This is a genomic window from Amycolatopsis sp., from assembly GCF_036008905.1.
GTDB lineage: Bacteria > Actinomycetota > Actinomycetes > Mycobacteriales > Pseudonocardiaceae > Amycolatopsis.
The window spans coordinates 19,282-39,739 of the sequence record NZ_DASYMU010000225.1 but is presented as its reverse complement, the minus strand read 5'-3'; the positions used below and the strand labels follow the sequence as shown (position 1 = coordinate 39,739).

Here is a 20,458-nt window from a genome sequence, read left to right as displayed (position 1 = left end):
GACAACCGAGTGAGGGTGCGGCCGCGCGGGCCGCACCCTCACTCGGTTTTTGGCACGCTGAAGGCATGACAGTGCTTCGTGTACGTGGCCGCGCCCTTCCGGCGGGCGAGTACGTCGATCTTTATGCCGACGGCGACCGGTGGACCACCGATCCCGTCCCCGGCGCCGAACTGGTCGCCGAAGGCTGGCTGCTGCCCGGTCTGGTCGACGCCCACACGCATCCCGGCGCCAAGGAGCCCGGCGACCCGCTGGACGAAGACACGCTCCGCGCCGACCTGCACGAGCACGTCAACGCCGGGGTCACCGTGATCCGCTCGCCCGGCCTGGCCGGCGACCCGCCCGCTTGGTTCGGCAACGACCCCGACGTCCCACGCGCCACCCACGCGGGCCCGTGGATCGCGCAGCACGGCCAGTTCTTCGACGGCTGGGGCCGCCGCCCGGCGCACGACGAACTCCCCGCCGTCGCCGCCGCCCAAGCCGCGCGCACCGGCTGGGCCAAACTGATCGCCGACTGGGGCATCGACGACGACCCGATCCCCCTCGACGTCCTCACCGAAGTCGTCACCTTGGTCCACGCCGTCGGCGGCCGCGTCGCCGTGCACTCCCAGCAAGCCGCAGGCGGCGCGAATGCCGTCGCCGCCAAAGTGGACTCACTGGAACACGGCATGTGCCTGGCGCCGGACCTGCTCGCGCAGATGGCCGCCCAAGGCACCGCCCTGACCCCCACCCTCCAGGCGCTGACCGGGTCACTGGACGAAGCACGCGCGAAACCGTCCAGCCCCCGCCGAGACTGGTACGTCAACGGTGCCGGCGCGCACCACGCCCTCGTCGCCTCCGCCGCCGAAGCCGGCGTCACCCTCCTGGCCGGCACCGACTCCCACCCCCACGGCCGCGTCGCCGACGAAATCCGCGCTTTCGCCGCCGCGGGCATGACCCCGCACGACGCCCTCGGCGCCGCCTCCTGGACAGCGCGGGCCTACCTCGGCTACCCCGGCCTGATCCCCGGCGCCCCCGCCGACGTCGTCGTCTACGACGAAGACCCGAGAACCGACTTCGACCAGCTAGCCGTCCCCCGAGCCGTCATCCTCCGAGGCCTCCTCGCCCACCGCCGCCCCTAACTCCGCCAAACACCCGAAGGCCAGAAGTACTACCTACTGGGCGTCGACAGCAACGATGACGGGAAAGCCATTCTCGCCAAGGGAAATCCCGATACCGCCACGAACGTCGCGTCGTACGTACCCGGCACCACCTCCGACCTGGCCACGTTCGGCGACGAAGCCAGTCGGGGCGACATCATGCATGCCGCTGCGGAACGCGCCGGCTCGCCCTCTACTTCGGTCATCACTTGGCTCGAATACGACGCGCCTGACGGCCTGACCAATGCTGTCAGTTCCGGGTGTCGGTGGCGCGCTCGATCCGCTCGGCCCCGATCCCGCGGCTGAGGGATTCGGAGGACGAACCTTTCAGTCCGATCCAGGAACCAGCATGGGCGGACTACCCACCTCCGCGGCTCATGGTTAGTACTGGAACCGTAACAACCCGTCACTCGAAGGCATGGGACTAGTCATCTCAGGAAGCGCGCCGTGAAACACAAAGGAATGTCAAGCAACATCATCCACGCCCTGGCAGCGTTGTGGCTGACGGCTGTCGGCATGTTGACACTTGCCGGATGCGACTCGACCTCGGGAGATGCCATGTCACGGACCATCACACTCGCAGAAGCGAATATCAAGGTAGATGAGTACGCAGAGAACGCCCGGCAAGCAATAGCACCAAACCTCGAATTCCGAGTACAAGAGAAACAGACTGACGCGCCGTGTTCCAACTCCGACGGCAGTCCGGCACAAGACCGGCGAGACTCCAGCCTGAGCTACGAATTACAAGGCATATCGGCGGACCAAATACCTGGCTACTTCGAAGCACTCCGCACCTGGTGGGTCGCACATGGATTCACGATCACAGATGAAAATCCCGGAAACCGCTTCCTCCGAGGCGAAAAGAAGGACGATGGATTCAGCATGGCTATGCAATCCAACAATCTGGGGCAAGTTTATCTAACGGTCAACTCCCCATGCGTGTGGCGAAATGGGACACCGGAGCCATAGCGCGCCACTTTACCCAACGCCCAAGCACGTGGCTCATGTGTTTCGCGGGTTAGAGCACCGCGAAACACTCACGAGAGTGACCAACAGCGGCGCCGCACTTTCCCGCCAAAGTGCCCACCGTCAACACGTCCACCCTCGTACCTATCCCGGGAAGTCCCAGTCGAAGGTCGCCGTCACCGGTGCGTGGTCGGACCACCGCTCGGCGTACGTCTCCGCCCGCTCCACCACCACGGACTTCACCTTCTCCGCCAGCCCCGGCGTCGCGACCTGCAGGTCGATGCGCCAGCCGGCGTCGTTGTCGAACGCCTTCCCGCGGTAGGACCACCAGGTGTACGGGCCGGGGCCTTCCGGATCGAGTTTCCGCTGGACATCGACGTACCCGGCCTCGTCGTACACCCGGCCGAGCCAAGCGCGTTCTTCGGGCAGGAACCCGGACTTCTTCTGGTTCGTCTTCCAGCTCTTCAGGTCGACTTCGGCACGCGCGATGTTCCAGTCGCCCACCACCAGCACCTCACGCCCGGACGCCTCGGCCTTCGCGCGCAGCTCGACCAGGTACGGCAGGAACGCGGCCATGAAGCGCTCCTTCTCCTCCTGGCGCACGGTGCCGACATCCCCGCTCGGCAGGTACAGGCTCGCGACGATCACGCCCGGCAGCTGCACCTCGAGATACCGGCCGCTGCCCTCGAACTCGGCCTCGCCGAAGCCGATCCGCACGGCTTCCGGCTCCTGCCTGCTGTACACCGAGACGCCGTTACGGCCCTTCGCGAGCGAAGGCGCGTGGAAGCTGTACCAGCCTTCGGGGGCCGCGACCGCGGCCGGCAGCTCGGCCAGTTCGGCGCGCACCTCTTGGCAGGCGACGACGTCCGCGCCGGTGGCGCCGAGCCACTCGGCGAAGCCTTTTTTCGCGGCGGCACGGAGGCCGTTGACATTCACAGTGGAAACGGTCAGCACCCACCGCACGCTACCGGCACCCACCGACAATCTTCCCGACGCCCACGCTCAGGGGTTCAGCTTCTCCGACAGGGCGATCTCGTACTTCCTGGCGATCTTCCGCAGTTGCGGCCCCATCATGGGCTCGATCAGGCGCAACGGCCCGCGCGTCTCGATGGCGACGTCGCAGATCACTTCGGTGCCTTCGCCCGCGGGCCGGAGGTGCCAGGCGCCGGACACGGTGATCATGCCGGTGTCGAGCGTGCGAAACGCCACCTCGTCAGGGCTCTTCGCTTCGACGAGTTCGACTTCGCTCTGCTGTTCGTCGCGGCCGACCCGCACGAGCTGGCTGTACTTCGCGCCGACCACTCCGACATCGCCGGAGACGAGTTCGGAAGTGAGCACGTCGAAGCGCCAGTCGGCCTGGTTGGTGAAATCGACGAGATAGGCGTAGACCTCTTCGGCCGGTTTCGCGGTCACGACCCGGGTGTGGACTTTCTTCATCGTGCGCCTCCGAAGCCTGGGTGGTCACTGTAGAAGTCGTGGAAGGTCAGTGCCCGTTACCCGCCCGGTCTGAAACACTTCCGTGGTGAGCGAAATTACCGTGTTGGGAAGCTGCGGGGCGTGGCCGGAGCCCGGCCGGGCGTGTGCCGGATTCCTGGTGTCCCACAACGGTTATCGGGTGCTGCTGGACCTCGGTTACGCCGCGCTGCCCCGGTTGCTGGAGCACTGCCCGGACGGCGCCGTGGACGCGGTCGTGGTGACGCACGCCCATCCCGATCACTGCGTCGACGTCAGTGGGCTGGCCCGCGTCCGTCACTACGCCGGCGACACGTCGAAAACGCCGTTGTACTGCGCACCCGGGGTGCTCGACGTCCTCGCGATGCTCGAACCGAGGCCGCATCCGAGCACCGTTTTCGACGTCCACGACCTCGACGGGACTCGCGAACTCGGCCCGTTCCAGGTGAAAACCCACCGGTTGCCGCACCACGTGCCGAACTTCGGCGTCCGCCTCAGCGCGCCCGGATTCACTGTCGCCTATACCGGTGACAGCGGGCCGTCGCCGGTGCTCGCGGAGCTGGGCCGGGACGCCGACCTGCTCATCTCCGACGCGACGCTCCAGGGTCCGTCGCCCGAATCCGAACCGCGCTACGTCATGACGGCCGCGGAGGCGGGCTTCTGGGCCTCGAAGGCGGGTGCGAAACGCCTGCTGCTGACACATTTCTGGCCGGGTAGCGACCGCTCGGTGTCGGTCAAGGAGGCACGAGAGGTCTTCGGCGGCGAGGTCATCGCCGCCGAAGAAGGGCTCGTCATCACCCTTTGACCCAGCCGCGACCTAGCCGCACTTGGAGCCGGCGAGCGGCGTCAGGAACTCGGTCTTGGCCCACTTGTTGTCCGCGATCTTGCGGAAGCCGTCCTGAACCACCGGCTGCGCGTCGATCTGCGCGTCCTTGTTGTACTTCCCGACGATCCCGGCGTCGGCGGCCGGTGCCGAACGGGCGTTGAGGACGTCGGCCACCACGGTCACCTTGCAGCCCGTCGGGGAACTGCTGGCGTCCGCGGCCCGCTTGTCGGCGCCGGTCACGTAAATGATGCCGATACCGACGAGCACCACGACGATGATCAGCATGCGCTTCGGAATGCCCAGGATCACGTGCGCTCCTCAGAGGCAGAAGTTGTCCTCCACCAGGGTAGACACACAGTTGGCCGGACAACAGGTGCGACCGGGTCAACCACCCGTAGGCGCCAATACTGCCACCCTGCGATCACGTTGAGTAACCACTGTCGAGCAAGAAAAGAGGCGCGCGCCGGTCATCCGGTACGCGCCTCTTTCGAGAAACGACTACTCAGCCCTGCGCGATCTTCTTCGCGAGGTTGTCGTCCAGCGTCGCGAGGAAGTCCTCGGTGGTCTGGAACGGCTGGTCCTTGCTGATCAGCAGCGCGAGGTCCTTGGTCATCTTGCCGCTCTCGACGGTCTCGACGACGACCTCCTCCAGCTTGTTCGCGAACCCGATGAGCTCCTGGTTCGAGTCCAGCTTGCCGCGGTGATCGAGGCCCCGGGTCCACGCGTAGATCGACGCGATCGGGTTGGTCGAGGTCGGCTTGCCCTGCTGGTGCTGGCGGTAGTGCCGGGTGACCGTGCCGTGCGCGGCCTCGGCCTCGACGGTCTTGCCGTCCGGCGTGCGCAGCACCGACGTCATCAGGCCCAGCGAGCCGAAGCCCTGCGCGACGGTGTCGGACTGGACGTCACCGTCGTAGTTCTTGGTGGCCCAGACGTAGCCGCCCTCCCACTTCATCGCCGCGGCGACCATGTCGTCGATCAGGCGGTGCTCGTAGGAGATGCCCTTGGCCTCGAAGTCGGCCTTGAACTCGGCCTGGTAGATCTCCTCGAAGACGTCCTTGAACATGCCGTCGTAGGCCTTGAGGATCGTGTTCTTCGTGGAGAGGTAGACCGGGTACTCCCGGTCGAGGCCGTACTGCAGCGACGCGCGCGCGAAGTCCTCGATGGACTTCTTGTAGTTGTACATACCCATGAGGACACCGCCGCCCTCGGGGAACTGCGTGATCTCCATCTCGACCGGGGCGGAACCGTCGGCCGGGGTGTAGGTCAGCGTCGCGGTGCCGGGGCCGGGGACCTTGAAGTCGGTGGCCTTGTACTGGTCGCCGTGGGCGTGCCGGCCGATGATGATCGGCTTGGTCCAGCCCTGCACCAGGCGCGGGATGTTCGAGATGATGATCGGCTCGCGGAACACGACGCCGCCCAGGATGTTGCGGATGGTGCCGTTCGGGCTCCGCCACATCTTCTTCAGGCCGAACTCCTCGACGCGGGCCTCGTCCGGCGTGATGGTGGCGCACTTGACGCCCACACCGTGCTTGAGGATGGCGTTCGCGGAGTCGATGGTGATCTGGTCGTCGGTGCGGTCCCGCTCCTCGATGCCCAGGTCGTAGTACTCAAGGTTGAGGTCCAAGTAGGGGTGAACCAGCTTGTCCTTGATGAACTGCCAGATGATGCGGGTCATCTCATCACCGTCGAGCTCTACGACGGTGCCCTGGACCTTGATCTTGGTCATGAGCGGCGGTGCTCCTCTCTGCTTAAGGGTCGGACCCTGCAAGCAGGTCCTCACGCGGATCTTCGCGTCTGTCTTCAAGACTTCTGGTAGCGGTACAAGCGTACTGGTAAACGGTCCTGAATGCTTCCAGTGGTGGCCTGGATCAAGTCTCTCAGCAGGCGCTTGTGTGCGAAGTCACCGGGCAGGAGCATGGGGCGATGCGAACGCCCGGTGTCCGCGCGGTAGCCCTTCTCGCCCTCACGCTCTCGGCATGCACCGCGGACGAGACCCCGGCCCCCGCGGCCAGCCTGGCACCACACGTGGACTGCGACCACCCGCCGGCACCCGAAAGTACGGGCATCCAAGGTGAGGCGAGCAGCGGATCGGTCGTCGCCTGGGTCATGGCCGACAAGTCCCATGGCCTGCCCGTTGGCGAAACCCTCAAAATCGTCTGGCGGATGACCGGCGCCGGCGACGCCCGGTTCTCCGCCACCGGCCCCGGTTCGGCGACGGTCGCCCCTGCCTGGGGCCCGGAACCCCATGGCGGCTCGACGTTCCAGTACCCCGGCGACGAGTGGGGCACCGGCTTCGCCTTCCCCGCGCCGGGTTGCTGGACCATCCACGTCACACGGGACGACATGACCGGCACGCTGAGCCTGCCGATCACGTGAACACCCGGAGTGGCACCCTCGACCCATGGGACTGTTCACGGTTGAGGAAGCCAAAGCCGAGCTCGCACGACTCCTGCCGATGCTGGACGAACTGGTGTCCCTCCGCGCCGACGCCGCCGAACTGACGGCGTCCCTCGCGCCGGGAGGAACACCGACCACGCTCGGCGGGCTACCCGAGTTCAAGGCCGCGCAAGCCCGGCTCGACGAGCTGATGACGAACGTCCAGGAGACCGGCGCCCAGCTCAAGGGCTTCGCCCCGCTGCTCATCGACTTCCCCGCCGAACTCGACGGCGTCGACGTCCTGCTGTGCTGGATCGAGGGCGACGCGGAACTCTCCTGGTACCACCGCGCCGACCTCGGTTTCGCCGGGCGGCGACGCCTGCCCTAGGGCGTGTCAGGCCTCGAAGTGGACTTCGCCGCGCGACGCGGGCGCGGTGGCGCTGCCGCAGCGCTGCTCGAAATCGGCGTCCAACGCGGTGAGCTTGCCACCGGCGTCGCGTTCGATCCGGTCGATGGTGAACTCGGCGAAGTCGGTGCCGCAGCCGAATCCGCCGGACACCACCAGGATTCCCGGGCCACCCGGGTCCAGAAGGCGGTTGCGCACACCTTCGTAGGTCCCCACCCGCAACGGCACGAAGCCGGTCGCGTTCAACTCGACCCGGACGTAGTTCCGGCCGTCCATCGTCGAGGCGTCGACCTTCACGATGTTTTCGTTCTCCCAGACCATGAACTCGTCCGCGGGCGTTTCCCAGCGATGACTGTTCGACACCGGCCACGCGCCGGTCTCCGAAGAGATCTCGAGGCTCGCCGACTCCGTGGTGTCCGCCATCGCGACCGGCGCGACGGCACCGCTCATCGCCAGAACGACCGGCAGCACCAAGAGCGCACGCCGAAACCCACCCTGCACAACGGTCATTTCCATCTCCCCAGTTCGTCCGCCCGATCGGGCGCTCACATCACCTTGTCGGTCACGGCTCATCTAGTCAAGACTATTCGAGTGCTTGCTCGAATAGTCCGAGGAGTACTCCGACGTCGAGCAGGGATGAGGCCGCCGTATTCCGGCATTGTGTAAGACTGGTCACATGATGCGCGCGTTGTGCCTGACCGGCGATCCCGTCGCCGACAAGCTCCTCACCGACGACCCGTTCGCCCTGCTCACGGGCATGCTGCTGGACCAGCAGTTCGCGATGGAACTGGCCTTCGCCGGGCCGCAGAAGATCGCCACCCGGATGGACGGCTTCAGCATCACGAAGATCGCGGAGTCCGACATCGAGGAGTTCGTCGAGCTCTGTGTCACCAAGCCCGCGATCCACCGCTACGGCGGTTCGATGGGCCGTCGGGTGCACGAGCTCGCGTTGCACGTGGTCGAAAACTACGACGGTGACACCGAGGGGATCTGGACGGCGGGCCGTCCGAAGCCCGACGGTCCCGAGGTGTTGAAGCGGCTCAAGGCCCTGCCGGGCTTCGGGGAGCAAAAGGCGAAGATCTTCCTGGCGTTGCTGGGCAAGCAGCGCGGGGTCCAGCCGAAGGGCTGGCGTGAAGCCGCGGGTGCCTATGGCGACCGCGGCTCGCGCCGGTCCATCGCCGACGTCATCGACGCCAAGACGCTCGTCGAAGTCCGGGCGTTCAAGAAAGCCGCGAAAGCCGCCGCGAAGGCAGGCTAAAAACCCAGTGCTTCGCGGGCGGCCGCGGCCCAATGTGGCGCTCCGGCCTTGTCCGCGATCGCTTGTGCCCGCCGGTAATGGTCCGTGGCTTCGTCGCGCCGTCCGAGAGCGGTGGCGAGGTCGCCGAGGTACTGCGCCGCCGGGCCGAGGGTGAGCAGGCCACTGCCCGCACCGGCGAGTTCTCCGGACGCGGGGAGCAGCTGGACGTAGAGGCGTTCCATCGTCGGCCGGTCGTGGTTTTTCCGGGCTGCCACGGCATTCAGGCAGGTTCGGACTTCGAACAGCAGGTCGTGCGGGTAGTCCGGGCCAGGCAACGCATCAGCAGGGTCGAGAGAGCGCAAGGCGAGCGGGAGGATGCCGTCCTCCAGACCGGACATTCCGGTGCCGCTGAGCCGGGAAGCCGCCGCGCGGTAAGCGGTCCGGGCCTCGGCCAGACGACCGACCACGGCGAGCCGGAGCGCGGCGTACCAGTCGGTGAACACGCCGACCACGGGCAGTTCGTGGCGCTCGGCAAGCAGATCGGCGGCGGCCGCGTGCCTGTCCGCGGCCTCGAAATCGGCGAGCGCGGAACGGGCCTGGATGAGGATCAGGCGCGCGAGTACCTCGAAGGTCACCAAGCCGTGCCGGGTCGACAAGGCCAGCAGTTCTTCGCCGATCCGAGCGCGTCGCGGGGCGAGTCCGGCCCGGTGGAAGGTCTGCATGAACCGGCCGTTGAGCGCGTAGGCCAGCAGGAGCGGGTCGTCCAGGTCGCGGGCGAGTTTCTCGGCTTCGTGCGCCGCTTCGCTTCCCCGCGGCCCGGCGTCGGCACGCCGTTCCATCGCGATGGTGATCAAAAGCCGCGCGCGCTCGGTCTCGCGATCGGCGGGCAGGGTGATGAGCGTGCGTTCGGCAGCGGCCACGAGCACGGCGGACAACGCTTCGTCGTCGTTGACCGGCCAGATCGCGGGAACGTCGAAGGAACCGAGCACGCCCGCGGTCAGCAGCGGATCGCCGATCGCCTCGGCCGCGGCGACCGCCTCCGCGCGGTGACGCCGTGCCTGCCGCAGATCGCCGGTCACCGCCAGCGCCCGGACCAGGCCCATGACCGCTTCGAGGCGGGTCCTGGCGTCGACGTCGTCCGAGCGGTCCAGCGCCGCGACCGTTTCCCGCCACAGCCGGGCGGCTTCGTGCGAGGCGAACCGCCGCTCCGCTCGTTCGGCTGCCGCGCGGGCATAGTGCGCGGTCCGGCTCGCCGTGGCCCGGCTTCCGGCGCGCACCAAGTGGTGGGCGATCTGCTCGACGTCGTCAGGACGCGCCGCTTCGATGAGCTCAGCGGCCGTGGCATGCCACCGGGCCCGCCGCGCGTGCGTGATGTCTTCGTACAACGTGTCGCGTACCAGCGCGTGGGCGAACCGGAGGCGCTCGCTGTCCTGCTCGACCAGGAATCCTGTGAGTAGCGCGGCTTCGACGGAGTCCAGGACGTCGTTTTCGTTTCCCGCCAAGGGAATGAGGATGTCAAGGTCGACGTCCTGGCCGAGAACCGCGGCTTGCCGAAGATGGGTTCGCGTGGTCTCGCTGAGCTTGGCCAGCCGCTGCCGGATGACATCACGGACTCCGGCAGGCACGGCGTGGGCCACGTCGCCCTCGGTTTCCCAGAGCCGGATGAGCTCACGGACGAAGAACGGGTTGCCCCCGCTGCGGGCGTGAATCCGGCGACTATCCAGCTCGCGGTCGGTGATGGCCCCGACCAGTTCGTGGACCTGTGGTTCGGTCAGGCCGCCGAGATAGATCCGGGCCGGTTCGGTGCGGGCGGCACGGCCCAAGGCTTCGGTCAGCCCGGCGGAGATCTCGGTCGACCGATACGTGCCGACGATCAGCACCGCCCCCGCGCCGGGATCGGTGGCCAACGCCGTCAGCAGCGCGAGGGTCTCCTCGTCCGCCCAGTGCAGGTCGTCGAAGACCACCACGACCGGGCCGCGTTTGGAAGCCAGGTACGAACCGATCGCCCGCTGCCGGTGGAACCGCGCCGCGGCGGGATCACCACCGGGATCCGGGAGGCTCGAGGTCCACGGCCAAGCCACCGGAGCACCCGGGAGTTCAGGGCTGGCGCCCCACGCGATCGTCCAGCCGCCGGTTTCCAGGTGCCCGGTCAGGGTTCGGGCCAACGCCGTCTTGCCCGCGCCGGCCGCGCCCGACACCAGCGCGAGTCGCGGTCGGCCGGTCGCCACGGCAGCCGTCGAAGCGTCTGTCAGTTCGGCCAGTTCACGGACGCGGCCGACGAACGGCCGCGCGTGACTCGCCAGCTTTGGGGGCGGTGGAGCGCTGAGGTGCGGCGCCTGGGCGAGGATGTCCGACTCCAGCTGCCGCAGGCTCGGCCCGGGGTCGACGCCGAGTTCGGTGCGCAGGACGTCGCGCGCCCGGCGGAGCGTGGCCAGCGCGTCGCCCTGCCGTCCCGTTTTGTAGAACGCCAACGCGAGCAGCCGCCAGCCGTCCTCGCGCAGTGGATGGCTCTCGACCTGGGCTTGGAGGTCGGGCACCGATTCGGCGACCAGTCCCATGGCCAACGCCGCTTCGGCGCGACGTCCGATCGCGAGTAGCCGCAGCTCGGTCAGTCGAGCGGCCTCGCCGTGGGCCCAGTCGTGCTCGGCGAACTCGGCATACGCGGGTCCGCGCCAGAGCGCGAGCGCTTCGTCGAGCAGCGCGCGGGTTTCCCCGGCTTTGCCGGCGGCCAGCAACGTGGCTGAGTCCGCGACGGCGGCTTCGAAGCGCCAGGCGTCGACGTCCTCGGCACGCAATGCGTACCCGGGCGGTGTTGTGACCAGCAGCCGGGCGGGTGTCCGAGGCGGGCGATCGGGCTCAAGGGCTTTCCGCAGCGCGCCGACGAAAGTCTGGACCGTGCCGAGCGCGCCTTCGGGGGCTTCGTCCCAGAGGTCGTCGATCAGGCGGGTGACCGGCACGACCCGGCCTTTGGCGATCAACAGCCTGGCCAGGACGGCCCGGTGTCGCAGGCCCTTGAGGTTGACCGGCCCGTGCTCGTTCGCGGCCTCCAGCGGGCCCAGCACGCCAAAGCTCACCACCGGCACGCCGACAAATCTATCCCGCCCGGCTGAGTCGCCGCTGATCCAGCGCTGATCGGCGGCATTGACGATGGCCGGGTACGACCGACCAGGAGGAGAAACCCATGATCACCGGATTCACCCAGCGGCGCGTCACCGTTGCCGACGGGGTCGAACTCAACGTCGCTGTCGGCGGCTCGGGCAGCCCCATCGTGTTGCTCCACGGCTTCCCGCAGACACACCTGATGTGGCGGCACGTAGCCGCCGACCTGGCCGCCGATCACACGGTGATCTGCCCCGACCTGCGTGGCTACGGCGACAGCGACAAGCCTGCCGACGATGGCGAGACGTACTCGAAGCGCACCATGGGCGCCGACATCGTCGCTCTCGCCCAAGCTCTCGGCCACGACCGCTTCGCGCTGGTGGGCCACGACCGGGGCGCGCTCGTCGCCATCCGCGCCGCGCTCGACCACCCCGACACGATCACCCACTTCGCGTCGCTGGACGTCCTGCCGACGCTGGACATGTGGGACGTCATGCACGGCACCACCGCGGCCGTCGGTTTCCACCTCTACCTGATGGCCCAGCCGCCCGGACTGCCCGAACGCATGATCAGCGCCTCCGCGGACGCGTTCTTCGGGCACTTCCTCGACATCTGGGCCAACGACCCGAACGCGATCCCCGCCGACGTCCGCGCCGAGTACCTGAAGGCGTCGCGTGAGGCTGTTCCCTCGATCGTGGCGGACTACCGGGCCTCAGCGGGCATCGACGTCGAGCACGACCAGGCCGATCTTCGGGCGGGCACCAAGCTGCGGATGCCGGTGGCCGTGCTGCAACAGGACTGGGGCAGCGCGCTGGGCTTCGACGCCGCCGCCCGGTGGCAGGCCTGGGCACCCGACCTGGAGCACAACACGGTGACCTGCGGGCACTTCATGGCCGAAGAGTCGCCCGCCGAAATCGTCAAAGCCCTACGCGACCTGCTCACCCGGTAGCCCTGGTCACCAGGGTCGTGAGTGGCTACGAGTGTTAGAACACTCGTACGCACTCACGAGGGGCGCTGGGTCGGGAGTCGCCACCCACCCAGCCACACGCGGCTTCACAACCGCGCGAGCCAGACCACGTCCGGTTCGCCTTGCGGCACCGGCACTTCCAGCACCTGCACCTCGTTGAACCGCGCCCTCAGCCGTCGCGTGAACGCTGGGCTCGCCTCGGCGCTCCACACCGCGAGCACCCCGCCCGGGCGCAACCTTGTCGCGAGCCGCACCAGCCCCGCGGGCCCATACAACGAAGCGTTCCCGTTGGTAACAGTCCACAGTGGACCGTTGTCGATGTCCAGGCACAGCGCGTCGAACCGCTCGTCGGTCGTCGCCAGCCACTCCACCAGATCGGCTTGAACCACCGTGACGCGCTCGTCGGCAAGCGCGTCACCGTGGACGTCTCGCAAAGGACCGTTGCGGTTCCAGTCGATGACGGAAGGTTCGCGTTCCACCACGACGATTTCCCCGACGCCCGGGTGATCGAGTGCGGCGCGCAGGGAGTAGCCGACGCCGAGGCCGCCGATCAGCATGCGCGCCTTGCCCGGCACCATGTCCGCGGCGACCGACACCAGCAGCCGCTCCGACTCGCCGTTTCGGGTGTCCATCAGGAACACCCCGTTGGCGATCACCTCGAAATCGTCCCCCACGCGGCGCAGCAGCAGCCGTCCGCACACCCCGTCCACGTCTTCGAGCACCTCGGTCATCCGGACACTTTAAGGGAAAACGCTCGGTGAATCAGACATCTCGACGGGGGCGTCGGGGCGTTTTATCCTGGTATCGGCCAAAGGAGGTCAGCGATGTACGCGACCGTGGGAGACCGGATCCTCATGCACGGGCGGACCGTCGGCGCCGGCGAGCGGCACGGGGAAATCATCGAAGTGCGGGGCGGTGACGGCAAGCCGCCGTACCTTGTCAAATTCGCGGACGGCCAGGAGAACCTGATCTTCCCGGGGTCCGACTGCGAGATCGAACTGCACGCGCGCTGACTCACAGCAGCCCCGCGAGTTTGTAGAGCACGAGACTGCCTGCCACCGCGACGTTCAAACTCGAGCCGATGCCGACCATCGGGATTTCGACGACGGTGTCGAGCAGGTCGAGCGCGCCCGGCGGGATGCCCTGCTGCTCGTGCCCGAGGACGGCGATCGTGCGCCCGCGCGCCACGGGGAGGTCGGCGAGCCGGATGGATTCGTCGGCGAGTTCGACGCCGACGACGGCTGTGCCCGCCTGCCGTTCTCGCGCGAGCCAGCCGAGCGGGTCGTTGACCCAGTGCACGCACGCGGGCCGGCGCAGGGTGTTGCCGCGGCGCAAGGCCTCGGGCACCCACGGGAATTTCGGCACAGCCATGCACGCGCCGACGGCGTCACAGGTTCTGAGCAGGGTCCCGAGGTTCGCGCCGTGCAGTGGCCAGAGCGGCGCGACGACGAGATGTCCCCAGCAGGAATGTGCCTTGCGGCGCCGGGCCGACCGCAACTCGGACGGGGTGCGGACCCGGATCGACGGGCTCACCTGAGCTGAGGCGCGGAGCCTCCAAGTTCGATGGTCATGACCCCGATGATAGCCGCCGCGTGATCAAATCCACACTCCCTTGCCCGCCGACCCGTTGCGGCACAACGGCTCGGCCCATGGTGTCCATCCTCACTCCCGCCCGTGATAACGAAACACCCCCTCTTCTCGGTTGAATACCCGTAGGGACAGCTCAGCGACGCAGTTGCCGCTCTCGGCTGTCCTTTGTTTGTGTCAGCCATCTAGATCGATTCAGTACCTCGAAAGGAGAGCCGTGCCCGTCGCGTTAATCGCGCTCGCCATCGGTGCCTTCGGCATCGGCACCACCGAGTTCGTCATGATGGGCGTGCTGCCCCAGGCCGCCGCGGACTTCGGTGTCTCCATCCCCTCCGCCGGCTACCTGATCACCGGTTACGCGCTCGGCGTCGTCGTCGGCGCCCCACTGCTCACGGCGTTGGCCGTAAGACTTCCTCGCAAGACCATGTTGCTGGCGATGATGGGCCTGTTCACTCTCGGCAACGTCCTGTTCGCGATGTCGCCGAACCAGGAGATCGGGGTGGTGTTCCGCTTCATCGCCGGGCTCCCGCACGGCGCGTTCTTCGGCGCGGGCGCGGTCGTCGCGTCCAGCTTGGTCGAAAAAGGCAACCGGGCGAAGGCCGTCTCGATGATGTTCATGGGCCTCACACTGGCGAACGTCGTCGGCGTCCCGCTCGGCACGCTGCTCGGCCAGAAGGTCGGCTGGCGCGCGACGTTCCTCGTGGTCGCCGTGATCGGGCTCCTCGCGATCGGCGCCATCGCGAAACTCGTCCCGCACCAGGGCAGGCCCGTCTCTCCCTCGCTGCGTGGCGAACTGGGCGCGTTCCGGCGTCCGCAGGTGTGGCTCGCGCTCGCGATCGTCACGTTCGGCCTCGGCGGCGTGTTCGCTTGCCTGTCGTACATCGCACCGATGCTGACCGACGTCGCCGGCTACTCGCCGACCAACGTGACGCTGCTGCTTTCGCTGGCCGGTATCGGCATGACGATCGGCAACTTCCTCGGTGGCAGGCTCGCGGACAAGGCACTCATGCCCGGTCTGTACGCCTCGCTGCTCGCGCTGGCCGCGGTGCTGGGCATCTTCACCATCACCGCGCAGGGCAAGGTCGGCGCCGCGATCACGATCTTCTTCGTCGGCCTCGCCGGGTTCATGATCGGCCCGATGATGCAGGCACGGATCATGGAAAAGGCCGGCGGCACACCGTCGCTGGTCTCGGCCGCGGTGCAGTCGGCGTTCAACATCGCCAACTCGATCGGCGCCTACCTCGGCGGCCTGGTCATCGCCGGTGGGCTCGGCCTGCTCGCCCCGAACTGGGTCGGCGCCGTGCTGGCCGTGATCGGTCTCAGTATCGCCGTGGTTTCCGGCGGGATGGATCGCCGAGAGGACCGCGAAGCGAACCAGCGCGTGCCCGCCATGGCGTCATGACGAGGTGTCGAACGGTCCGCCCGTGATGGTGAACGTCAGGAACAGGATCAGCGCGGCGAGACCCGCGTAGCTGACGAAGTCGACGATCCGGCCCCGGATCGCCAGCAGACCGGCCCGATCCTCGGGCAGGACGATTCGCAGCACACTGGCGACGAGCAGGGCACCGCCGATCAGCGCGGTGCCCTGCCGCCAGTGGTACTGCCCGATGCGCAGCGCCGCGACGGCCACGATGAGCATGACCACCGCGAACGGCAGCTGGCTCAGCGTGAAACGGCCCTTCTGCGGGTGCGCGGCGCTCATCGGTTCTCGAGCGAACGCTCGGCGGCTTCGACGACCTGGCTGACCAGCATCGCCCGCGTCATCGGCCCGACCCCGCCCGGATTCGGCGAAAGCCAGCCGGCGACCTCGGCGACGCCGGGCGCGACATCCCCGGTCAGTTTGCCCTCGACATGCGAGACGCCGACGTCGAGCACGGCGGCACCGGGCTTGACCATGTCGGCGGTGATGATCCCCGGCACGCCGGCCGCGGCGATCACGACGTCGGCGCGGCGGACTTCACCGGCGAGGTCGACAGTGCCGGTGTGGCACAGGGTGACGGTCGAGTTCTCGCTGCGGCGCGTCAGCATCAGGCCGAGGGTGCGGCCGACGGTGATCCCGCGGCCCACGACGGTGACGTTCGCGCCGTTGAGCTCGACGCCGTGCCGTTTGAGCAGCTCGATGATCCCGTACGGCGTGCACGGCAGGAAGCCGACTTCACCGAGCACCAACCGGCCGAGGCTGACTGGCGCGAGACCGTCGGCGTCCTTCGCCGGGGCGATGCGCTCGAGGATCCGGCCCGCGTCGAGATGCTTCGGCAGCGGGAGCTGGACGATGTAGCCGTGGCACTCGGGGTCGGCGTTGAGGTCGTCGACGACGGCTTCGAGCTTTTCCTGGGTGATGTCGGCCGGCAGATCGCGGCGGATCGAGTTGACCCCGATCTTCGCGCTGTCGGAGTGCTTCATCTTCACGTACGAGTGCGAACCGGGATCGTCGCCGACCAGGACGGTGCCCAGCCCCGGCGTCACCCCCCGCGCGGCGAGGGCCGCGACCCGCGGCTTGAGCTCCGCGAAGATCGCGTCCTTTGTAGCCTTGCCATCCAGAGTCTGCGCCGTCACAGGCTCATTATCGCGCATCGCGAATGCGTAGCCAGACCGCGCCTTCCCGAATCAGCTGCGGACTGCGAGAGGGGCGGCCTGCCTCCTCATTAGCGGGCCTTCGGCCGTGGCGCGACCTTCAAGGGATCAAAAGATCGTGGGTCACCTTCGCCGTGGTCATTGTCAGCGGTGAGCTCAGCCCATCAACGTGGTGCGCGCGTCAGTGTCGGCACAAGAGCTATGCCGACGGCGACCAGCGCGATCGCCGCACCCACCAGCGTCGCCGTCGCGAGGTGTTCGCCATGAGCGGGCACGAAGACGTCCAGCAGGACAGCCCCGATCAGCTGACCGGCGATCGCCGAGAGCCCCAGCAGCAGCACGCCGATCCACTCGACCACGAACGAAGCCAGCGCGATGAACAGGATCCCGACCAGCCCGCCCAGGTAGAGCACCGGATTGTGCGGGAACGCCGTCGGCCCGCCGCGCAGCACCAGCGAAACCACCCAGCCGAGCAGCAACACGCTCAGCCCGGTGACGAAGTTGACCAGTGTCGCCGTCATCGCGCTGCCCGAAGTCGCCCCGACGCGGCCGTTGTACGCCTGCTGGACGGCCATCAGGACCCCGGCGACCAGCGGCAACGCGAGCAGCCAGAGCCCGGCGCCGTGGCTGCCGAATCCGCCGGACAGCGAACCGCCCACCGCGGCCAGCGTCAGCAGCGCGCCGAAGACGCGAAGCGGCGTCAACGGCTGTGGCCCGGCCGGGCCGAGACCCGCGCGGTCGACGAACAGCCCGCTCACCGTCTGACCGGCGACCGCACCGACGGTGAACATCGCGACGCCGAGGATCGGCACGGTGATCGACTGCCCGGCGACGAAGGTCGCGCCCGCGAACCCGCCGAGCAGATGCCACGGCCGCAGCGTCTGGTTCCTGACGGCGTCACGGAGCTTCCGGAGCCCGAGGCGCATCTTCGGGGAAAACGATAAAACGACCAGCAGTACGAGCAGTCCGCCGCCGAACGAAATGACCGCGGCGAGCATCGAATCGTGGAGTTCGCTGCCGAGTTGACCGTTCACCCGGCCCTGTACCGCCATCGCCAAACCGGACACGACCGCGAGGCCGACGCCGAGTGCCTTGTTCGCTTTGGGTGATCTTTCGGTCGCACCCTGTGGTGCCGAGGCGGTACTTGCGGTAGCCATCACCGTGATTGTCCGCCAGACGGCGGGTCGACCGCCTCCCCGGTGTGGTGATCTATGACCTTTAGCACCCTGAGTAGAGCGAGGTCAGAGGCATTCACCCGGGGTTTCGAGCCGTAATACTCACATGCGGGGTGCACACCGGCGATTAAGCAGTCAAAATGTTCACGTGGCACAACCGACGACCCAGCTGAACGCGACCGAGCAGGACACCCTGGTCAAGCAGATCGGCCTCGCGCTGCTCCGTGCTGCCCCGCGCGATTGGCGCCGGGTAACCGCGGAGTACCGAGCCGTCGGCCGGTACCACGAGATGACCGGGGAGATCATCAACGAAGATGGCACCGCCCAGGACTGGGTGGCGACGCACGACATCGCGACGCTGTTCGGCAGGCTGCGCGCCGGGATGTACCGCGACGGCCGCGGGACCTGGTTCAACGCCCGATACCAACTGGACCACCCCTCCAGCTACAACCTCGAGTACAACCGCGACGAACCGAAGTGGGACCTCATCCCGCCGCCGCAGGCGTACTCCGACGAACTCCGCATGTTCCCTCGTTCGGAGGACAACGTCCCCGAATGGCTGATCCGGCGGATGTCCGGGCTCGCCCCTGAGCAGCCCGGCCAGCCCCGGTTCCGGATCGCCCGCATCTTCGACACCGTCGGCCCGGCGGGCCGCCCGGTGATCAACCGCCCGGATCTCGAGGTCGAGGAGCAGGACCGCCTGCTCGAGTACCTCGACTCGGCGCCACTCGTGGTCTCCGACCGCGGCTACGACGTCGACAGGCTGGCGGCGACGCCCGAAGCGACCGTCCCGGTCGCCTTCCACAGTGACGGGCTCTGGATCTGGCCCGCCGCGGTGAACTTCTACCTGCGCCAGTACGGCGTGTCCCCGGAGCCGGACCTGGTCGAGCACGTGCGGGCGGTCGGCTTCAGCCTGCCCGACGTCGACGACCAGACCCTGCAGGCGGCCGGGGCCTATCTCCAGCCGCCGCGTCCGCCGGGCCCGCCGCCGGTTCAGCCGCTGCAGGGCTCGACCCCGCCGCCCGGACCACCCGCGCCCGCGCCGCTCGCGGCCCAGGCACCACCGCCTCCCCCGCCTCCGCCTCCGCTACCGCCGGTAGTCGCGCCGGTGGCCATCGAAGAACCGCCGCCGGCTCCTCCGGTCGCAGAGGAAAAGGTCACGGCGCCGGAGTACGACGAGCTGGAAGCGACCCAGTTCCACGACCAGACCGAGTTCGCCGAGGCGTTCGGGGACGACCAGCCGTTCGAAGAGCATTTCGACGAGCAGGCCCAGTTCGCCGCCGAGCCGGAGTTCGACGAGCGCGGCTTCGTCGAGGACGCCGAGCCCGAGCCGGAGTACCAGCAGCAGGAGCAGCCGGTCGCCCACGGCATGGGGACCAATGGTTCGGGCCCGGGCGTCGACCAGGCGACGATGTACACGCCGGCGCCGCAGATCGATCCCGGTCCGCCGACCATGTTGTCGGCGCCGATCCAGCAGTCACGGCCCGAGCCCGCGCCCTACGCGCAGGCACCCGCTTCACCGCCGCCACCGCCGATACCGATGGAGGCGGCGGTCGAGCCGCCTCCGGTCCAGCACGCCGCGCCGCCGGTACCGGTCGCGCAGCAGCAGCCCGAGCCGGAACCCGAACCCGCGCTGCCGCCGCTCGAACAACTGCAGGCCAAGCTCGACGAGCTCGACATCCCGGACAACATCTACCGCATCGGCGAACCGGCCGAGCGCGGCTGGAGTGTCGAGCAGGTCGAATCGGGCTGGCGTGTCGGCTGGTACGACGGCGAGCTCGCCAACCCCGCCGTTTTCGGTGACGCCGGGGACGCGGCCGCGTTCATGCTGGGCAAGCTGCTGCTGGCCCCCGACGGCCGGATCGACGAGGTCCCCGAGGAGCCCGAGCCCGAAGTAGAGCCGCAGCCATCGGCATCGGTGATGGCCACGCTGTCACCCGAGATCGCGACGGGCGTCTCGGCGAGCCACTCGCTCGCCGACGCCGACACCGTGGCGCATCCCGACCAGCCGGCCCGCGGTGGGCTCAACGACTTCGACGACGGGATCGACGGACTGCCCGCCGCGCCACTGCCGTCGAGGACGCCGCCAGCTGCGCCGCCTCCGCTGCCGCCACCACTGCCGCCTCGGCGGGAGCCGCCGCCCCCGGCGCCGACGGTCGCCGTCCAGCTGCCGCCCACGCCTCCCCCGGCGCAGGCACCGGCACTTCCGCGCCGCGCGGAACCCGTCCGGCCCGCGGCCGCGGCGGCGCCCGAACAGCGTCCGGCGTCGGGCAACCAGCAGTGGCCGATCTACCCGATGTCCGGCGAGCCGCCGTTGACGCTGTTCCGCGGCAAGGAACTGCGTGAGCTGCCCGCGGGCAGCGAGCTCGACAGATTCGGCGGCCCGAACGGCAACCTGACCTACGCCGCCGGGACCCCGTTCCACGAGCGTTCGCTGGTGCCGGAATGGGCGAACCGGCCGTACCACGTGTACCGCGTGCAGCGGCCGATCGAGTCGCTGTACGGAATCGCGATCCCGTGGTTCGAGCAGCCCGGTGGCGGCTCGGCGTACCTGCTGCCCGCGTCCATCGAGGATCTCGTCGCCGCCGGCGATCTCCTCGAACTCGACCCGGGCGACCCGCCCATCGACTGACCGATTTGTCGGCCTCCCTACCTTC

At 68.4% G+C, this 20,458-nt stretch carries 22 protein-coding genes; 11 read left to right on the top strand and 11 right to left on the bottom strand.

Annotated elements, in window-relative coordinates; translation table 11 throughout:
• The first annotated feature begins 65 nt into the window (after window positions 1–65).
• From VGP60_RS36495 to VGP60_RS36485, 3 genes are all read left to right on the top strand, one after another.
• Complete coding sequence (locus tag VGP60_RS36495) at window positions 66–1,118, top strand: amidohydrolase family protein (protein ID WP_327552765.1); 1,053 nt, start codon at window positions 66–68, stop codon at window positions 1,116–1,118.
• A gap of 36 nt (window positions 1,119–1,154) precedes the next feature.
• Window positions 1,155–1,442: an alpha/beta hydrolase gene (locus VGP60_RS36490; RefSeq protein ID WP_327552840.1), complete on the top strand. Its 288-nt coding sequence runs from the start codon at window positions 1,155–1,157 to the stop codon at window positions 1,440–1,442.
• Between the two features lie 141 nt (window positions 1,443–1,583).
• Window positions 1,584–2,105 carry a hypothetical protein gene (locus tag VGP60_RS36485; RefSeq protein WP_327552764.1) on the top strand — a complete coding sequence of 174 codons (522 nt, stop codon included), beginning with the start codon at window positions 1,584–1,586 and terminating at the stop codon, window positions 2,103–2,105.
• Between the two features lie 141 nt (window positions 2,106–2,246).
• Here the strand turns inward: VGP60_RS36485 and xth are convergent, their stop codons facing one another.
• Window positions 2,247–3,065, bottom strand: a complete 819-nt coding sequence (xth, locus tag VGP60_RS36480; RefSeq protein ID WP_327552763.1) for an exodeoxyribonuclease III — start codon at window positions 3,063–3,065, stop codon at window positions 2,247–2,249.
• A gap of 39 nt (window positions 3,066–3,104) precedes the next feature.
• Window positions 3,105–3,539, bottom strand: a complete 435-nt coding sequence (locus VGP60_RS36475; protein ID WP_327552762.1) for an SRPBCC family protein — start codon at window positions 3,537–3,539, stop codon at window positions 3,105–3,107.
• A gap of 85 nt (window positions 3,540–3,624) precedes the next feature.
• Here VGP60_RS36475 and VGP60_RS36470 point away from each other — a divergent pair, with 85 nt between their 5' ends.
• Complete coding sequence (locus tag VGP60_RS36470; protein WP_327552761.1) at window positions 3,625–4,359, top strand: MBL fold metallo-hydrolase; 735 nt, start codon at window positions 3,625–3,627, stop codon at window positions 4,357–4,359.
• A 12-nt stretch (window positions 4,360–4,371) separates the two neighbouring features.
• Here VGP60_RS36470 and VGP60_RS36465 read toward each other — a convergent pair whose 3' ends face one another.
• On the bottom strand, window positions 4,372–4,689 hold the full coding sequence (locus VGP60_RS36465; protein ID WP_327552760.1) for an SH3 domain-containing protein: 318 nt from the start codon (window positions 4,687–4,689) through the stop codon (window positions 4,372–4,374).
• Between the two features lie 193 nt (window positions 4,690–4,882).
• Window positions 4,883–6,106 (bottom strand): NADP-dependent isocitrate dehydrogenase, encoded by a 1,224-nt coding sequence (locus VGP60_RS36460; RefSeq protein WP_327552759.1) that lies wholly within the window; start codon window positions 6,104–6,106, stop codon window positions 4,883–4,885.
• Window positions 6,107–6,303: 197 nt separating this feature from the next.
• On the opposite strand from VGP60_RS36460, the gene VGP60_RS36455 reads away from it, so the two are divergent.
• Window positions 6,304–6,756, top strand: a complete 453-nt coding sequence (locus tag VGP60_RS36455; protein WP_327552758.1) for a hypothetical protein — start codon at window positions 6,304–6,306, stop codon at window positions 6,754–6,756.
• Between the two features lie 25 nt (window positions 6,757–6,781).
• Window positions 6,782–7,144, top strand: coding sequence for a DUF2203 domain-containing protein (locus VGP60_RS36450; RefSeq protein ID WP_327552757.1), 363 nt, complete (start codon window positions 6,782–6,784; stop codon window positions 7,142–7,144).
• A 6-nt stretch (window positions 7,145–7,150) separates the two neighbouring features.
• Here the strand turns inward: VGP60_RS36450 and VGP60_RS36445 are convergent, their stop codons facing one another.
• Window positions 7,151–7,672: a hypothetical protein gene (locus VGP60_RS36445; protein WP_327552756.1), complete on the bottom strand. Its 522-nt coding sequence runs from the start codon at window positions 7,670–7,672 to the stop codon at window positions 7,151–7,153.
• 166 nt (window positions 7,673–7,838) lie between these two features.
• Between VGP60_RS36445 and VGP60_RS36440 the strand changes: the two genes are divergently transcribed.
• Window positions 7,839–8,420, top strand: coding sequence for an HhH-GPD-type base excision DNA repair protein (locus VGP60_RS36440; RefSeq protein WP_327552755.1), 582 nt, complete (start codon window positions 7,839–7,841; stop codon window positions 8,418–8,420).
• Here the strand turns inward: VGP60_RS36440 and VGP60_RS36435 are convergent.
• Window positions 8,417–11,482, bottom strand: a complete 3,066-nt coding sequence (locus VGP60_RS36435; RefSeq protein ID WP_327552754.1) for a BTAD domain-containing putative transcriptional regulator — start codon at window positions 11,480–11,482, stop codon at window positions 8,417–8,419. The genes VGP60_RS36440 and VGP60_RS36435 overlap by 4 nt on opposite strands.
• A gap of 98 nt (window positions 11,483–11,580) precedes the next feature.
• On the opposite strand from VGP60_RS36435, the gene VGP60_RS36430 reads away from it, so the two are divergent.
• Window positions 11,581–12,447, top strand: a complete 867-nt coding sequence (locus VGP60_RS36430; RefSeq protein WP_327552753.1) for an alpha/beta hydrolase — start codon at window positions 11,581–11,583, stop codon at window positions 12,445–12,447.
• Window positions 12,448–12,551: 104 nt separating this feature from the next.
• On the opposite strand, the gene VGP60_RS36425 is transcribed toward VGP60_RS36430, so the two are convergent.
• Window positions 12,552–13,196, bottom strand: a complete 645-nt coding sequence (locus tag VGP60_RS36425) for a spermidine synthase (RefSeq protein WP_327552752.1) — start codon at window positions 13,194–13,196, stop codon at window positions 12,552–12,554.
• Between the two features lie 93 nt (window positions 13,197–13,289).
• On the opposite strand from VGP60_RS36425, the gene VGP60_RS36420 reads away from it, so the two are divergent.
• Window positions 13,290–13,478, top strand: coding sequence for a DUF1918 domain-containing protein (locus VGP60_RS36420; RefSeq protein WP_327552751.1), 189 nt, complete (start codon window positions 13,290–13,292; stop codon window positions 13,476–13,478).
• Between the two features lies 1 nt (window position 13,479).
• On the opposite strand, the gene VGP60_RS36415 is transcribed toward VGP60_RS36420, so the two are convergent.
• Window positions 13,480–13,998 carry a TrmH family RNA methyltransferase gene (locus VGP60_RS36415; protein WP_327552750.1) on the bottom strand — a complete coding sequence of 173 codons (519 nt, stop codon included), beginning with the start codon at window positions 13,996–13,998 and terminating at the stop codon, window positions 13,480–13,482.
• Window positions 13,999–14,269: 271 nt separating this feature from the next.
• Here VGP60_RS36415 and VGP60_RS36410 point away from each other — a divergent pair, with 271 nt between their 5' ends.
• Window positions 14,270–15,454, top strand: a complete 1,185-nt coding sequence (locus VGP60_RS36410; protein WP_327552749.1) for an MFS transporter — start codon at window positions 14,270–14,272, stop codon at window positions 15,452–15,454.
• Here the strand turns inward: VGP60_RS36410 and VGP60_RS36405 are convergent.
• From VGP60_RS36405 to VGP60_RS36395, 3 genes are all read right to left on the bottom strand, one after another.
• Window positions 15,449–15,754 (bottom strand): DUF3017 domain-containing protein, encoded by a 306-nt coding sequence (locus VGP60_RS36405; protein WP_327552748.1) that lies wholly within the window; start codon window positions 15,752–15,754, stop codon window positions 15,449–15,451. The two genes, VGP60_RS36410 and VGP60_RS36405, sit on opposite strands and share 6 nt — an antisense overlap.
• Entirely contained in the window at window positions 15,751–16,608 is an 858-nt protein-coding gene (locus VGP60_RS36400) for a bifunctional methylenetetrahydrofolate dehydrogenase/methenyltetrahydrofolate cyclohydrolase (RefSeq protein ID WP_327552747.1), read from the bottom strand. The genes VGP60_RS36405 and VGP60_RS36400 overlap by 4 nt, the downstream gene beginning before the upstream one ends.
• Window positions 16,609–16,790: 182 nt before the next feature.
• A complete protein-coding gene (locus VGP60_RS36395) occupies window positions 16,791–17,783 on the bottom strand; it encodes a DMT family transporter (RefSeq protein ID WP_327552746.1) in 993 nt (330 codons plus the stop codon).
• Between the two features lie 124 nt (window positions 17,784–17,907).
• Here VGP60_RS36395 and VGP60_RS36390 point away from each other — a divergent pair, with 124 nt between their 5' ends.
• Window positions 17,908–20,433 (top strand): TNT domain-containing protein, encoded by a 2,526-nt coding sequence (locus tag VGP60_RS36390; protein ID WP_327552745.1) that lies wholly within the window; start codon window positions 17,908–17,910, stop codon window positions 20,431–20,433.
• Window positions 20,434–20,458: the final 25 nt, after the last annotated feature.